The organism is Kribbella sp. C-35, assembly GCF_046549195.1.
GTDB lineage: Bacteria > Actinomycetota > Actinomycetes > Propionibacteriales > Kribbellaceae > Kribbella.
Map to the genome: position 1 here is coordinate 523,980 of NZ_JAJPWG010000002.1, position 15,413 is coordinate 539,392.

Below are 15,413 nucleotides of genomic sequence, written 5' to 3' on the forward strand. Positions count from 1 at the left end.
TGTCTTATGACGGAATCCGGGCTCTACCTACCCAGTCTTCGCGGTCCTCACCCTTACAACGATCGAAGGGCCGTCGAGTTGATCGCCATCGCCACCGACACCATGACGAACAGCATCAGCATCGACAGATCGATCCGGATTCCGCCCGCCCCGATCGGGGGAAGGATCCGCCGCAGCGGCTTCAGGAACGGGTCCGTGACCGAGTAGATCAGCTCGAAGAACAGCAGCAGCGGCCCTTTGGGGTGCCACTGCGGAGCGAACATGACGATCAGACTGAGTACGAACCGTGCCACCAGCACCAGGAAGAAGGCGAGCAGTACCCAGTACAGAACGATGAGGACGAGCGCTAGAGCATCCATGTCGACAACGAGTGTAGAAGACGGCGGAAGCGCCGGCCTCAGCTCTGGTTGTAGAACCCGTCCGCAGCGATCTTTTCCTTCTCCTCGGCGGCCACCGTCACGTTCGGCGGGCAGACCAGGAACACCTTGGTGGTGATCCGCTCGATCGAGCCCCGGCAGCAGAAGATCAGGCCGGCCGCGAAGTCCACCAGCCGCTTGGCGTCGGAGTGGTCCATCTCGGTCAGGTTCATGATGACGGGCGTACCGTCGCGGAAGTGCTCACCGATGACGCGCGCCTCGTTGTAGCTGCGCGGGTGCACGGTGGTGATGCGGGCCAACTCGGTAACCTCCGGGGACGACGCGACTCCGCGCCGGTCTGGGAACTTGCTGACCGTGGCGCCGCTGTCCTGACGGTCCTCGCGGCCCTGGAACTGGGGCTCGGTGCGAGGCTCGCGGCTCTCCCGGCCGGCAGGTACCGGCTCGGTCTCGTGGGAGTCCCCGTCGACGGCTTCGTCCTCGTACTCGTCGTAGTCGTCGTACTCGTCGTCGTACCGCGCGTTGTAGCGCTCCCCGTCCTCGACCAAGCCGAGGTACACACCCATCTTGCGCAGTGCGCCGCTCATGGCCCTCCAGCACCTCGATCCGGTTCGACGACAACAGTGAGCAGGAAGCAAAACCCGCTCGATGTCGACACTAACCCAGCAGAGAGCGCGTACCGAGTAATGCACGCCCGAGCCGCACGTGTGTCGCACCGTGCTTGATCGCGGCCTCCAGATCGCCGGTCATCCCGGCCGAGATCCAGTCCGCGCCAGGGTGTTCGGAGCGTAGCCGAGACGCTACTTCACGCAGTCCTGCGAAGGCCTTCTCGGGGTCCGAACCGAGGGGCGCGACGGCCATCACTCCCCCGAGTTCGAGGCCGTCGGCCGCCGCGATCTCCGCGGCCAGATCCGGTACGTCGGCCGGCGCGACACCGCCCCGGCTCGCACCGGTCGCCGCGTCCGTGGATCCGTACGCCGCGAGGCTCACCTGGATCAGGCAGCGCAACGTCTTCTCCTCGGCGACCGCGGCCTTGGACAGCGCCTCGACGAGTGACGACCGGTCGACCGAGTGCACGGCCGACGCGTACCGCGCGATCGAGCGGGACTTCTTCGACTGCAACTGACCGACGAAGTGCCAGCTGAGATCCGGGCACTCCGGCGCCTTCGACTTGAGCTCCTGCTCGCGGTTCTCCCCGACGTCCTGGATCCCGAGGCCCGCGAGCGCCCGTACATCGCTGACTGGGAAGGTTTTGGTGATCGCCACGAGGGTGACCTCGTCCCGGGCTCTCCCGGCCGCCTGACAGGCCTTCTCGATCCTTTCCTGCACCTGCTCCAGATTCGCCCGGAGCTCGTCTTCGCGTGTGCTCACGGTGTGACCAGCTTGATCAGCCCGGCCATCCGCCCACTCTCCGGACCTTCGCGGCGGTACGAGTACAGGTTCTCGGATTCGATCGTGCAGGCCGTCGCGTCCACGACCTCGACACCGAGCTCGGCCAGTTGTGCCTTCACCCCGGCGGCCACATCGATCGCGGGCGTCCCCCAGCTCGTCTCGGAGTACGACGCCGGCACCCGCTCCGCGACCTCGGCGCGCATCTCGTCGGGGACCTCGTAGCAGTTCCCGCAGGCATACGGTCCGAGTACGGCGGTGATCGTCGACGCGCCGAGCTCCCGCATCGCGTCGACAGTCGCCGGGACGATGCCGACGTACATGCCCTTGCGGCCGGAATGCGCTGCGCCGATCACGCCGTCGCCGGACAGCAGCACCGGCAGGCAGTCGGCCGCCCGAACCGCCAGCACCACATCGGATCGCGTTGTCACCAGCCCGTCGGCCTTAGGCATCGGCTGGGTGGGCAGTTCGTCATCCGGCCGTACGACGTGCACGTCGCGGCCGTGCACCTGACTGACCCGCACCACGTTCTCCACGGGCACCCCGAACTCGGACGCGATCAACCGAAAGTTGGCGACGACACCCTCGACATCCGGCCCCGAAGCGCTGCCCAGATTCAGTTCGCCGTACGGCGGCCCACTGGCGCCGCCGTACCGATCGGTGAAGGCGAAGCGGACGTCCTCGAAAACCTCGTCATACCCGAACACGCCCAGAGCCTACCGGCCACAACACTCCTGACCGGAGCGAAGCCGCGAGCTCCTGACCCCACTTTGAGAACCCACCGACCATTCTTCGGATCGCCAGGTGGTCGGTGGCTTCTCAAAGTCGCGTGCAACCGGGTGCATGGTGGCGGGGGCGGGGATTAGTTGGGGATGCCGGCCAGCGCGGCGCGGGCTTCCTCAGTGACCTCGCGGCGGCCGGGGCCGTCCGGCAGACCAACGACATGCTCGAGCGCGCAGCCGTAGGCAACGGCGAACGCCGCATCGGCGGCCACCTCGAGATCGGGAGCGATCCCGGTGCCCTCCCAGTTCGTTCCCGAGACCGGATTGACGGCCCGTGCGACCGGAACGGTGGCTTCGAGGTGCGGGTGGACCGTGAATCCTTCGCGCGGGTGGGCGCCACCCCGCGTGCGCGCGCCGACCACAACCGCACGGCCGAGTTGCTGGAGGTTGTAGGTGAGCTCCTCGGCCGCCGAGAAGGTGGTCGACGAGGTCAGGACCCAGATCGGCTTGGTTCCACCGAACCGGGGGCCAACCAGTTGCGGAACGGTCCAGTACTGCCGGACCGTTCCGGCCGCCGGTGTCACCAGGTCGTTCAGGTGCACTGGCGCGTCCTCGAACAGATAACTGCACAGCAACGCGACCATGTCCGGCGAACCGCCTCGGCAGCCGCGCAGGTCCAGCAGCAACGCGTCGGTCGCCCACAGCATCGCCATCGCACCGGCCGCCGCGACGGCCGCGTACTTCGGCTCGTACAGCGTCGGCCGAATTTCCAGTACGCCGACATTGCCAGGCAACCGCTCCGCTCGCGCCATTCCGGCCGCGGTCAGCTCGACCCGTCGTACCCAGGCCGCTTCCTCGGCGACCGGGTCGTCATCGTCGTCGAACAGTTCGTCGACGTGGTAGAGCAAGCGCAGGTGCTTGTCGTCGTTGCCCATCTGGAGATCGGCAGTGACTCGATCGGCCAGCTCGGCCGGCTCGCTCAAGTCGTCGTACCTGCCGTCCGACGCCGCGGCGGTCAGCCGGTCGGCCACCACCTTGCCGACCTCGGGAAACACGTAGTGGGTCTCAACCAGCGTGGCGACCTGGTCGACGACCGCCGCGATCTCGTCTCTGTGCATGGCGGCCAGTGAAGCACCGCCACGACCCGCCGTCGCCCGAATTACCTACTTGAGGAAGTCGGGGATGTCGAGGTCTTCCTCGGGCTCCGGCTTCTTCGGCTTGACCGGCTGGCTCGGCTGACCCTGCTGGCTGGGTTGACTCGACTGACCGCCGGCGCTGCTCGGGCCGTGGGTCGGCCAGGAGTGCTGGGTCGACGGGGAGGCCGGGGTGTGCGGAGCCGGCTGGGCCGACTGCTGGCCGGACTGCACCGTGCGAACGCCATCGCCCGCCTGCGGGCGCGCGGAGTTCGTCGTCCCGGCACCGGGCCGCGGCTCGGTCGGCGCAGGCACCGGCACCGTGTTGTCGGTCGGGGTCGCCTGGGGGGACGGTGCCGGCTGGGACGGAGCCTGCTGCTGGCCCGGTACTGCAGGCGGCTGGTTGCTCTGCGCAGGTTGGGTTGGCTGCGCGTTCGGCGCGGGCTGCTGCGGAGCAGGCTGCGCGGGCGGCTGCGCCGTACCTGGCTGGCCGGCCTGTTGGGTCGGCGGTGGGGTCGTGGCGCCGGACATCGGGGCCGAGTAGTTCTGCGACGACGGGCGGGATGACTGCGGGCGGGCCTGGTTCATCGCCTGTTCGCGGCGTTTCGGCATCCCGCCGTCGAACCCGGCCGCGATCACCGTGACCCGCACCTCGTCGCCGAGGGCGTCGTCGATGACCGCGCCGAAGATGATGTTCGCGTCCGAGTGCGCGGACTCCGAGACCAGCTGGGCCGCCTCGTTGATCTCGAACAGGCCGAGATCGGACCCGCCGGCGATCGAGAGCAGGACGCCGTGCGCGCCCTCGATACTTGCCTCCAGCAACGGCGACGAGATCGCCGCCTCGGCGGCCGCGACCGCGCGGTCCTCGCCGCGCGACGAGCCGATACCCATCAGCGCCGAGCCGGCGTTCGACATGACCGCCTTGACGTCGGCGAAGTCCACGTTGATCAGGCCGGGCGTGGTGATCAGGTCGGTGATACCGGAAACACCCTGCAGCAGCACCTGGTCGGCCTGCTTGAACGCGTCCAGCACGGACACGGCGCGGTCGGAGATGGTCAGCAGCCGGTCGTTCGGGATGACGATCAGGGTGTCGACTTCTTCGCGGAGGGTGGCAATGCCGTCCTCGGCCTGGGTCGCGCGCCGCTTTCCCTCGAAGGAGAACGGCCGCGTGACGACACCTATGGTGAGCGCGCCCAGCGACCGGGCGATCCGCGCCACCACGGGCGCGCCGCCGGTGCCGGTGCCGCCGCCCTCGCCGGCCGTGACGAAGACCATGTCGGCGCCCTTCAGCGCCTCCTCGATCTCCTCGGCGTGGTCCTCCGCGGCCTTCTGCCCGATCGCCGGGTTCGCACCGGCGCCCAGGCCGCGGGTTTCCTCGCGGCCGATGTCGAGCTTGACGTCCGCGTCGCTCATCAGCAACGCCTGCGCGTCGGTGTTGATGGCGATGAACTCCACGCCCTTCAGACCGTGCTCGATCATCCGGTTGACGGCGTTCACGCCGCCGCCGCCGATGCCGACGACCTTGATGAGTGCCAGGTAGTTCTGCGGTGCCGCCACGTCCGCGCCTCTCGCCTCGTTGCTTTCCCGTTGTCCAGCGAAAAGACTGAACCTCAAGTACATGCTTAGACTTATGTCAACTTTAGATTACGCCGCACGATACGGGACGCTTCCAGCCAAAATCCACGCGCCTCGCCGCACGTCCCAGATGTGACCGGTCACCGCTTTTCGCCTTTGGTGACAGGGAGATCGGGCGCCGAGACGTCGTACACCTTCGCCTGCCGCTTCATCAGCACGCTGAGTACCTCGGCCTTGCGCTCGCTGTCATCGGAACTACCCCAAACGACCTTGACGCCGGAGCTGAGGTTGAGCGTGATCGAGTCCGGCGACGCTGCCGAGATCGACCCCACCTGCGCCCGCAATGTGTCCGGAAGGGCCGCCGACACCGTCACCACCGAGTGGATCGTGACGTCGCGCCGGACCCCGGTCACCTTCGCCTCCGGCAGTCCGGCCGGCCGGTCCGGCACCGTGCGGTACGACGTACCGGTCGCGTCCACCAACTCGTACCGCGAGCCGTCGGTCACCACCACGACCGGGACCCGTTCGGTGACGACGATCACGATCTTGCGCGGCCACGCCCGCGTCACCTGCGCGTCCGCCACCGCCGGGATCGTCCGTACCCGGTCCGCGATCGACCGCAGGTCGACCTTCGCCAGCGGCGTACCTGTCGGCGCGGCCGCGACCTGCTCGATCGTTGCCACCGGCACCGTGTCGGCACCGCTGATCCGGACCCCGGAGACCGCGAACGCGGAGGAGAAGTAGAACAGCCAGACGACCAGACCGGCCAGCACGACCAGTCCGCCGCCGATGGCCCAGGGCAACCAGCTCCGCCACCGCACCAGCCGTTGCCGGCGCGCGAACTTCTGCTGTGCCCGAGCCAGATCGACGCTCTGGCTCATTCAACAAACCCCACCCGTTTACTCCACCACAGGTACCGGCATTGCCTCGGAAGGCTCGCGGGCCGATTCGCGAGCACTGGCGCGTTCGGCCAGCAAACCAACGACTTCCGGGCCGATCAGGGTCACGTCGCCCGCGCCCAGCGTCACCACCAGGTCGCCCTCCTGGGCGAGGTCCGCGACCAGCTGCGGTACGGCGGACCACGACGGCTCGAACCGCACCTGCTCGGGCTTCAGCGGCACGTGGTTCGCGATCAGGGCGCCGGTGACGCCGGGCTCCGGGTCCTCGCGGGCCGCGAAGATGTCCATCACCACGACCTCGTCGGCCAGCGCCAGCGCCTCGGAGAACTCGGCGGCGAAGATCCGGGTCCGGCTGAACAGGTGCGGCTGGAAGCACGCGATCACGCGCCCCTCCCCCGCCACCTGGCGTGCCGCGGTCAGGTCGACGGCGAGCTCGGTCGGGTGGTGCGCGTACGAGTCGAACACCCGCACGCCGTCCTCGAGACCCTTGAACTCGAACCGCCGGCCGGTGCCGGTGAACGACGCCAGCCCTTCGGCCAGGTCGGCCGCGGAGAACCCGAGTCCGAGCCCGACGGTCAGTGCCGCCGACGCGTTCAGCGCGTTGTGCTTACCGGCCTGCTGCAGGTTCACGACCGGCAGCTTGCGTCCGCGGTACACCGGCACGAACGACTGCGTCGCCCCGGTCGCGGTGATCTCGGTGACGCGCAGGTCCGCGTCCTCGGCCTCGCCGTACGTCCGGACGTCGATCCCGCGGTCCCGCGCGTACGACGCCAGCGCGCGGGCGCCCGCATCGTCCTGGCAGATCACCATGAACCCGCCGGGCAGGACCCGGCCGCAGAACTCCTCGAACGCCTTCCGGTAGCTGGCCTCGTCGCCGTAGTTGTCCAGGTGGTCCGGCTCGACCGACGTGACGATCGACACCTCGGGCGCGTAGGTCAGGAACGACTTGTCGGACTCGTCCGCCTCGGCGACGAACAGGTCGCCGGTGCCGTCGTGGGCGTTCGACCCGGACTCGTTCAGGTTGCCGCCGATCGCGTACGACGGGTCCGCGCCGCAGTGCTGCAACGCGACGGTCAGCATCGACGTGGTCGTGGTCTTGCCGTGCGTGCCCGCGACCGCCAGCGTCCGGCGGCCGACCATCACCGAAGCGAGCGCGGCGGCCCGCGGCAGGATCGGGATCCCGGCGGCGCGGGCGGCGACCACCTCGGGGTTGGTCTCGCGGATCGCGGTCGACACCACCACGGTGTCGGCGTCCTTCACGTGCTCGCCGGCGTGGCCGACCCAGCAGGTCGCGCCGAGCGCCCGGAGCGCGCCGAGCACCTTGCCGTCCTTGGCGTCCGACCCGGACACCTCGATCCCGCGCGACGCCATGATCCGGGCGATCCCGGACATCCCCGCGCCGCCGATGCCTACGAAGTGCACCCTGCCCAGCTTCTCGGCCGGTAGCAGCGTGTCAGGAGCGGTGACGATCACGAGGCAGACCTCACCACATCGAGGATGATCCGCGCCAATCGGTCGTCGGCGTCGGTCCGGATCACACCGGTCGCAGCTGTGGACATGGCTGTCAGACGCTCGCGGTCGAGCAGAAGTTGCGGCACGTTCGCGCGCACCCAGTCAGGAGTCAGCTCGGCGTTGTCGATCAGCACACCTCCACCCACGTCGACAACCGGCTTCGCGTTCAGCCGCTGCTCACCGTTACCGATCGGCAGCGGAACGTAGATCGCGGGCAGGCCAACACCGGACACCTCGGTGACCGTGTTCGCGCCCGAGCGGCAGACCACCAGGTCGGCGGCGGCGTACGCGAGGTCCATCCGGTCGACGTAGTTCAGTACGACGTACGGCAGCGGACCGGTCTGCGGCACCTCGAGGGTGTTCTTCGGGCCGATCGCGTGCAGCACCTGGATGCCGGCCGCCTGCAGGTCCGCGGCGGCGCCCGAGACCGACTCGTTGATCCGCTGGGCGCCCTGCGAGCCGCCGGTCACGAACAGCGTCGGCGCGTCCGGGTCGAGGCCGAAGAACTGCCGGGCCTCGGCGCGCAGCGCAGCCCGGTCCAGCGTCGAGATCGCGCGCCGGATCGGCAGCCCGACGTACTCGGCGTGCGGCAGGTCGGTGCCCGGGAACGACGTCTTCACGTGCTGCGTGCAGTAGCGCGCGGCGAACTTGTTCGCGATCCCCGGGACCGCGTTGCCCTCGTGCACCACGATCGGGGTCTTCCGCCGCCAGGCGGCGACGTACGCCGGGGTGGAGACGTAGCCGCCGAAGCCGACCAGGACGTCCGCCTTCGCCTCGTCCAGCACCTTCCGGGCCGCGCTCACCGAGGACAGCATCTTCCCCGGAACGGCGAACAGGGCAGGCGTGGGCTTGCGCGGCAGCGGCACCGGCGGGATCAGCTCCAGCCGGTACCCGGCCTCGGGGATCACGCGGGTCTCGAGACCGCGCTCGGTCCCGAGCGCGATGATCTCGATCGTCGGGTCGATCCGGCGCAGGGCGTCTGCGGTGGCGATCAGGGGTGAGGTGTGGCCGGCGCTACCGCCGCCGGCCAGAACGATGCTGGGCAAGGCTTCCAACGCTCCCGCGGTTTCATTTGTACTTCACTTGTACGCAGTACGCCGCGAAGGCAACCAGCCGAAACGAGGACGCCGAGTCTCTTTCAGGGCGGCCTGCGCGCCGGGCTCGGCCTTCGCGAAGGACAGCAGCATGCCGATCGCGATCAGCGTCGGCAGCAGTGCGGAACCACCGTACGACAAAAGCGGGAGCGGGATACCCACGATGGGTAGCAGTCCGATCACGGCGCCGAGGTTGACCAGCGTCTGCGCCATGATCCAGATGGTGATCCCCGCCGCCGCATAGCGGACGAACGGCTCGGTGTTCCGGGTCGCGATCCGCACCCCGGCGTAGGCCAGCGTGAGGAACAGAGCAAGCACGGTGAGCGACCCGACCAGGCCGAGTTCCTCACCGATCACCGAGAAGATGAAGTCGGTGTGCGCCTCCGGCAGGTTGCTCCACTTCTGCCGGCTGTTGCCGATCCCGACGCCCCACCAGCCGCCGGTCGAGAGTGCGTAGAACGAGTGGTACGCCTGCCAGCCGACCGTGGTCGGGTTGGCGAACGGGTCCAGGAACGACGTCACCCGGTCCAGCCGGTACTTCTCCGCGTTCACGAAGTACGTCGCGACCGCGCCGACGACCGCGATGGTCGCGACGAACAGCCGGGTCGGCGCGCCGACGATCCAGATCATGCCGATCATCACGGCCATCAGCACCAGCGCCGTACCGAGGTCGTGCTGCCCGACCACCAGCGCGATCACCAGACCGCAGACCGGCACCATCGGGACCAGCAGATGCTTCCACTGGGTGAGCAGCTTCTCCTTGCGCGCATAGAGATCCGCGCACCACATCACCATCGCCAGCTTGGCGAACTCGCTCGGCTGGATCTGCAGCGGTCCGCCGAGGTTCAGCCAGTTGGTGTTGCCGTTGACGCCGACGCCGAGGCCCGGAATGTAGGTCAGCACCAGCAGGAACATCGAGCCGAGCAGCGCGACGTACGCGAGCATCCGGAAGTGCCGCGGCGTCATCCGCGAGGCGACGTACGCCATCGGCAGACCGACGCCGACCCAGATCAGCTGCCGGATGAAGATCGTGTAGCTGTTCCCGTTGACGCGCAGCGACAGCACGCTGGATGCCGACAGCACCATCATCAGGCCGAGCACCAGCAGCAGGCCGGTCGCGCCGAGCACGATGTGGTACGACGTCAGCGGCCGGTCGAGCACGTCCTTGATGGCGGCGATCCACGCACGTTCGCTGGTCTGCTTCTTCTGGTCCGGCTGATCTGCGATCGACGTCACGCGATCACCCCAGTCGGCGTACGGCTTCGGCGAAGGCGTCGCCGCGGGCTCCGTAGTTGGCGAACATGTCCCAGGATGCGCAGCCAGGCGCGAGCAGCACGGTGTCACCCACCTGTGCGAGCTTCGCCGCCTCCCCCACCACGATCTCCATGGCTCCAGTGTCCGTTGACTCGACGACGATCCTCGGGACATCCGGTGCGTGTCGCTCCAGAGCTTGCGCGATCACGTCCTTGTCCTGCCCGAGCAGTACGACGGCGCGCAAACGTTGGCGTGCTGCGGTGACGAGCTCGTCGAACGTCGCGCCCTTGGCCTGGCCGCCGGCGATCCACACCACGTGCTCGTACGCGAGCAACGACGCCTGCGCCGCATGCGGATTCGTGGCCTTCGAGTCGTCGACATAGTTGACTCCGGCAACGTCTGCGACGTGCGCGATCCGGTGCTTGTCGGGCCGGAACCCGCGCAGCCCGTCGCGGATCGCGGTCGCCGGTACGCCGAACGCGCGGGCCAGCGCCGCGGCCGCCAGCGCGTTCGCCACGTTGTGCGGCGCGGGCGGGGTGATGTCGGACAGACTCGCGAGCTCCAGCGCCGACGTGGCGCGCTGCTCCACGAACGCACGGTCGACGAGCAGGTCGTCGACGAGGCCGAGCATCGAGAGCCCCGGCGTACCGAGGGTGAAGCCGATCGCGCGGCAGCCCTCGATCACGTCGGCTTCCTCGACCAGGTGCTCGGTGGCCGGGTCCGCGACGTTGTACACGCACGCGACCTGGCAGTTCTCGTAGATCCGGCCCTTGTCCTGCGCGTACGCCTGGAGCGAACCGTGCCAGTCGACATGATCCGGCGCGATGTTCAGGACGGCGGCCGAGTGCGCCGACATCGAGTGTGTGAAGTGCAGCTGGTACGACGAGAGCTCGACCGCGATCACGTCGTACGGCTCGGGGTCCATCACGGCCTCGAGCAACGGCAGGCCGACGTTGCCCGCGGCAACGGCCCGGTGGCCGGCGGCCTGCAGGATCGCGGTCAGCATCTGCACGGTCGTGGTCTTGCCGTTGGTGCCGGTGATGCACAGCCACGGCGCGGCGTTCGCCGGGTCCCGCAGCCGCCAGGCGAGTTCGATCTCGCTCCAGATCGGCACGTCCCGCTCGGCCGCCTGCGCGAGCAGCGGCGCGTGCGGCGGTACGCCGGGCGACGTGACGACGACATCGACATCCTTCGGGAGTTCCGTCGTACTGCCCGGGCCGAGAGTGATCGTGGCGCCGAGCGTCTCGAGGATCTGCGCCTTCTCGCGGAGCGCCTCGGTGTCCCGGTCGTCGAGGACGACGAGGTGCTCGGCGCCGGCCTGGATCAGGGAGTCGGCGCAGGCGTAGCCCGCAGTACCGAAGCCGAGCACGACGAACCGAGTGGTCGCCCAGCCGTCGTCAGTCCGTGTCTCGAGACTCATCCGGTCACCCATTCCGCGTAGAAGACCCCGAGTCCGATCACCACGAAGAGACCTTGGATGATCCAGAAGCGGATCACCACGTTCACCTGTTCCCAGCCGAGCATCTCGAAGTGGTGATGCAACGGCGCGATCAGGAACAATCGTTTGCCCACACCGGTGGCCTGTTTGGTGATCTTGAAGTAGCCGACCTGCAAGATGACCGACGCGGTGATGACGACGAACAGGCCGCCGAGCAGCAGCACCAGCAACTCGGTCCGGGTCATCACGGCCATCCCGGCCAGCGCACCGCCGAGCCCCAGCGAACCGGTGTCGCCCATGAAGATCTTCGCCGGCGACGCGTTCCACCACAGGAACCCGAACAACGCGCCGGTCAGCGAGGCCGCGACCACCGCGAGATCGTGCGGATCCCGGACTTCGTAACACTTGGCGCCGACGCCCTGCGCGGTCGCGCAGCTCTGGTTGAACTGCCAGATGCAGATCAGCGTGTACGCGCCGAACACCATCATCGACGCGCCGGTGGCCAGACCGTCCAGGCCGTCGGCGAGGTTCACGCCGTTCGACATACCGGCGATCAGCAGCAGGATCCAGATGATCACCAGGATGACCGGCAGCTCGAGCCAGCCGATGTCGCGGATGAACGAGATGAACGGCGACGCCGGCCGCTGCCCGCGCTCGTCCGGGAACTGCAGTGCGAGCACCGCGAAGATCACCGCGACGATCGTCTGGCCGGCCAGTTTCGCCTTGCTGCGCAGGCCGAGGCTGCGCTGCCGGAAGATCTTGATGAAGTCGTCCAGGAAGCCGACCGCGCCCATCCCGGCGAACAGGAACAGCACCAGGATCGCCGAGGCGCTCGGCGGCGTCATCGTGAACAGCTTCGCCGCGAAGTACCCGACGATGGTCGCGGCGATGAACACCGTGCCGCCCATGGTCGGCGTACCGCGCTTGATCTGGTGCGACTTCACGCCGTCGTCGCGGATCTCCTGGCCGTAGCCGCGTTTGGCCAGCCACTTGATCGCGTACCGGGTGCCGAGCAGCGTCAGCACCATCGCGACGGCGCCGCCGAACAGGATCGAAATCACTGGGCGTCCTCCACCAGCGCGTCGGCGAGGCTGCGCAGTTTCGCGGCCTTCGAGGACTTCACCAGTACGACGTCACCCGCGCGGAGCTCCTGGCGCAGCAACTCCAGCGCCTCGGGGATGGTCTCGACGAACGCGGACTCGTTACCCCACGAACCTTCCAGCGAGGCGCCGAGGTGGATCGGTTTCGCGCCCGCGCCGACCACGAGCAGCCGGTTCACGTCCAGCCGGACGGCCAGCCGGCCGATCGCGTCGTGCTCGTCGGACGAGGTGTCGCCGAGCTCGAGCATCTCGCCGAGCACCGCCCAGGTCCGCGCGCCGCGCGACCGGCCGATGGCGGCCAAGGACTTCAGGGCCGCGCGGGTCGACTCCGGGTTCGCGTTGAACGCATCGTTGATGATCGTCACGCCGTCCGGCCGCTCGGTCAGCTCCATCCGCGCCGCGGACACCCGCTGCGCGGCGTTCAGGCCGTCGGTGATCTGCTCCGGCGTCAGGCCGATCGCGAGGCAGACCGCCGCGGCGGCCAGCGCGTTCGAGACGTAGTGCTCGCCGATGAACCGCAGCTGGACAGGGGCGCCGAAATCGCCGATCTGCAACGTGAACGCGGGCCGTCCCTCGCCGTCGATCTTCACGTCCGTGGCCCGGACCTCGGCCTCCGGCGCCTCGCCGAACGTCAGCACCTGCTGCTCTGTCCGGCTGCGCATCGCGGCGACCCGGTGGTCGTCCGCGTTCAGGATCGCGATGCCGCCCGGCGCGACGGCCTCGACCAGCTCGCCCTTGGCCAGCGCGATGTTGTCCTGGGACCCGAGCTTGCCGATGTGCGAGGTGCCGACGTTCAGCACCAGGCCGACCTTCGGCGGCGTGATCCCGGCCAGGTAGGTGATGTCCCCGAGGCTGCGGACACCCATCTCGGCGATCAGGTACTTCGTCGACGCGGTCGCCTGCAGTGCGGTCAGCGGGTGCCCGATCTCGTTGTTGAACGAGCCTTCCGGCACCACGGTCTCGCCGTACGGGCTGATCAGCTGCCCGATCAGGTCCTTGGTGCTGGTCTTGCCCGACGATCCGGTCAGCGCGATCACGGTCAGATCGGGCAGCTTGCCGATGACGTGGCGCGCCAGGTCGCCGAGGGCGCGCTGCGCGTCGTCGACGACGATGCACGGGCTGCCCTCGATCGGCCGGGTGGTGAGCGAGACCGTGACGCCGGCCGCGGTCGCCGTACCGACGAAGTCGTGGCCGTCGACGCGTTCACCGGGCAGGGCGACGAACAGTCCACCCGGCCCAGCGGCTCGTGAGTCGATCACCACCGCGCCGTCCACGACGGCTCCGGGCTCGACGCCCACGAGCTCACCGCGGACCGCGTCGGCGATCTCACCGCACCTGACAGGGATCACCGGTCTGCCTCCAACAGCTCACGCACAGTTTCGCGGTCGTCGAACGGGTGGATCACACCGCCGACGTCCTGGCCCGTCTCATGACCCTTGCCGAGGACGACCACGGTGTCGCCCGGGCCGGCCAGCTCGATCGCGGACGCGATCGCCTGCCGGCGGTCGCCGATCTCGTGCAGATCCACGCCCGGAACGGCCTCCCGGGCTCCCGCGAGCGCGGCGGCGCGAATCGCGGCCGGGTCCTCACTGCGCGGGTTGTCGTCGGTCACGATCACGACGTCCGCAGCCTTGGCGGCCTCGGCGCCCATCGCGGGCCGCTTCCACGGGTCCCGGTCACCACCGCAGCCGACGACCGCGAACAGCCGGCCCTTCGTCGCAGTCCGCGCGGCCCTCAGCGCCAGCGCGACCGCGTCCGGCGTGTGCGCGTAGTCCACGATCACCGCCAGCCCGTCCGCACGGGTGAACGTCTCCATCCGCCCGGGTACGGCGGCGGTCCGCAACCCGGCCGCGATCGTCTCGGCGGGTACGCCGACCTGCCGCAGCATCGCCGTGGCGAGCAGGGCGTTGGCGACGTTGAAGTCACCAGGAAGCCCGATCTCCACGGTCAGCGTCTCGTTCGGCCCCTGGATATCGAGCACCGTCGTACCGTGCTCGGACCGGTGCCGGTTCGCGACCGTCCAGTCGGCTTCACCCTTCGCCGACACCGTGACCAGCGGTACGACGGTCTGCGCGGCGAGCCGGCGCCCGTACTCGTCGTCGATCGTCACCACCGCGACATCACACCGCTCCGGGGTGAACAACGAGGCCTTCGCCTGGAAGTAGTCCTCGAACGTCTTGTGGAAATCCAGATGGTCCTGCGTGAGGTTCAGGAACCCGGCGACCGCGAACCGCGCACCGTCGACGCGGCCCATCGCCAGCGCGTGGCTGGACACCTCCATCGAGCACCACGCGACGGCCTGCTCCCGCATCACCGCGAACAGCGCCTGCAGGTCGGTGGCCTCCGGAGTGGTCCGGACGCTCTTCACGACCTCGTCTCCGATGCGCGTCTGGATCGTCCCGACGAGCGCAGTCGGACCGAGCTCCCGCAGTACGGAGTCCAGCAGGAAGCTGGTGGTGGTCTTCCCGTTGGTGCCGGTCACGCCCAGCAGCCGGAGCGCACTGGTCGGCTCGCCGTAGATCCGGGACGCGATCGCGCCGAGGACGCTCCGCGGATTGTCGACGACCAGCACCGGGAGACCGGTTGCCGCTGCGCGTTCCGCGCCGGTCGGGTCGGTCAGTACGGCGACCGCGCCCGCCTGCTGGGCTTTCGCGACGAACTCCGCGCCGTGCGTGACGGCACCGGGCAGCGCGGCGTACAGGTCGCCGGGGAGGATGGAACGCGAGTCGAGGGAAACGCCGGTCACGGTCGCCGGCGACGGTGCCGGGACATGTGCGACGCTCGCGAGGTCGGCGAGGCTGACCGGCACGACGTGCCGAGGCCTGATCGCTGCGACCGCGCCGCCGGCGGCGGTAGGGGTGGACACGGGCCCTGAGGCTACCGCTCCGGACCCCGTGACTCCTATCTGACCCTGCGTCACCGC

General features: G+C 69.0%; 13 protein-coding genes and 1 pseudogene. All 14 read right to left on the reverse strand.

What is annotated here, in order from left to right; genetic code table 11:
- Positions 1-53: 53 nt before the first annotated feature.
- Positions 54-359 (reverse strand): YggT family protein, encoded by a 306-nt coding sequence (locus ACLJOO_RS15075; protein WP_410787715.1) that lies wholly within the window; start codon positions 357-359, stop codon positions 54-56.
- A 38-nt stretch (positions 360-397) separates the two neighbouring features.
- Positions 398-961, reverse strand: coding sequence for a cell division protein SepF (locus tag ACLJOO_RS15080; protein ID WP_410787716.1), 564 nt, complete (start codon positions 959-961; stop codon positions 398-400).
- A gap of 70 nt (positions 962-1,031) precedes the next feature.
- Positions 1,032-1,745 (reverse strand): YggS family pyridoxal phosphate-dependent enzyme, encoded by a 714-nt coding sequence (locus ACLJOO_RS15085; RefSeq protein ID WP_410787717.1) that lies wholly within the window; start codon positions 1,743-1,745, stop codon positions 1,032-1,034.
- On the reverse strand, positions 1,742-2,470 hold the full coding sequence (gene pgeF / locus ACLJOO_RS15090) for a peptidoglycan editing factor PgeF (RefSeq protein ID WP_410787718.1): 729 nt from the start codon (positions 2,468-2,470) through the stop codon (positions 1,742-1,744). Before pgeF ends, ACLJOO_RS15085 begins: the two co-directional genes overlap by 4 nt.
- A 155-nt stretch (positions 2,471-2,625) precedes the next feature.
- Positions 2,626-3,603 (reverse strand): S41 family peptidase, encoded by a 978-nt coding sequence (locus tag ACLJOO_RS15095; protein ID WP_410787719.1) that lies wholly within the window; start codon positions 3,601-3,603, stop codon positions 2,626-2,628.
- Positions 3,604-3,933: 330 nt separating this feature from the next.
- A pseudogene (ftsZ, locus tag ACLJOO_RS15100) lies at positions 3,934-5,175 on the reverse strand (cell division protein FtsZ); the annotation flags it as partial.
- A gap of 158 nt (positions 5,176-5,333) precedes the next feature.
- The gene (locus ACLJOO_RS15105) at positions 5,334-6,074 is read right to left on the reverse strand and encodes a cell division protein FtsQ/DivIB (RefSeq protein WP_410787720.1); all 741 of its coding nucleotides are present in this window, start codon (positions 6,072-6,074) and stop codon (positions 5,334-5,336) included.
- Positions 6,075-6,092: 18 nt separating this feature from the next.
- Positions 6,093-7,565: a UDP-N-acetylmuramate--L-alanine ligase gene (gene murC / locus ACLJOO_RS15110; protein ID WP_410787722.1), complete on the reverse strand. Its 1,473-nt coding sequence runs from the start codon at positions 7,563-7,565 to the stop codon at positions 6,093-6,095.
- Positions 7,562-8,650: an undecaprenyldiphospho-muramoylpentapeptide beta-N-acetylglucosaminyltransferase gene (gene murG, locus ACLJOO_RS15115; protein ID WP_410787723.1), complete on the reverse strand. Its 1,089-nt coding sequence runs from the start codon at positions 8,648-8,650 to the stop codon at positions 7,562-7,564. Before murG ends, murC begins: the two co-directional genes overlap by 4 nt.
- Before the next feature lie 33 nt (positions 8,651-8,683).
- Positions 8,684-9,934, reverse strand: a complete 1,251-nt coding sequence (ftsW, locus tag ACLJOO_RS15120) for a putative lipid II flippase FtsW (RefSeq protein WP_410787724.1) — start codon at positions 9,932-9,934, stop codon at positions 8,684-8,686.
- 4 nt (positions 9,935-9,938) lie between these two features.
- Positions 9,939-11,372, reverse strand: coding sequence for a UDP-N-acetylmuramoyl-L-alanine--D-glutamate ligase (murD, locus tag ACLJOO_RS15125; RefSeq protein WP_410787725.1), 1,434 nt, complete (start codon positions 11,370-11,372; stop codon positions 9,939-9,941).
- Entirely contained in the window at positions 11,369-12,451 is a 1,083-nt protein-coding gene (gene mraY / locus ACLJOO_RS15130) for a phospho-N-acetylmuramoyl-pentapeptide-transferase (protein ID WP_410787726.1), read from the reverse strand. The genes murD and mraY overlap by 4 nt, the downstream gene beginning before the upstream one ends.
- The gene (locus ACLJOO_RS15135) at positions 12,448-13,839 is read right to left on the reverse strand and encodes a UDP-N-acetylmuramoyl-tripeptide--D-alanyl-D-alanine ligase (protein WP_410787727.1); all 1,392 of its coding nucleotides are present in this window, start codon (positions 13,837-13,839) and stop codon (positions 12,448-12,450) included. The genes mraY and ACLJOO_RS15135 overlap by 4 nt, the downstream gene beginning before the upstream one ends.
- The gene (locus ACLJOO_RS15140; RefSeq protein WP_410787728.1) at positions 13,836-15,356 is read right to left on the reverse strand and encodes a UDP-N-acetylmuramoyl-L-alanyl-D-glutamate--2,6-diaminopimelate ligase; all 1,521 of its coding nucleotides are present in this window, start codon (positions 15,354-15,356) and stop codon (positions 13,836-13,838) included. Before ACLJOO_RS15140 ends, ACLJOO_RS15135 begins: the two co-directional genes overlap by 4 nt.
- Positions 15,357-15,413 lie beyond the last annotated feature (57 nt).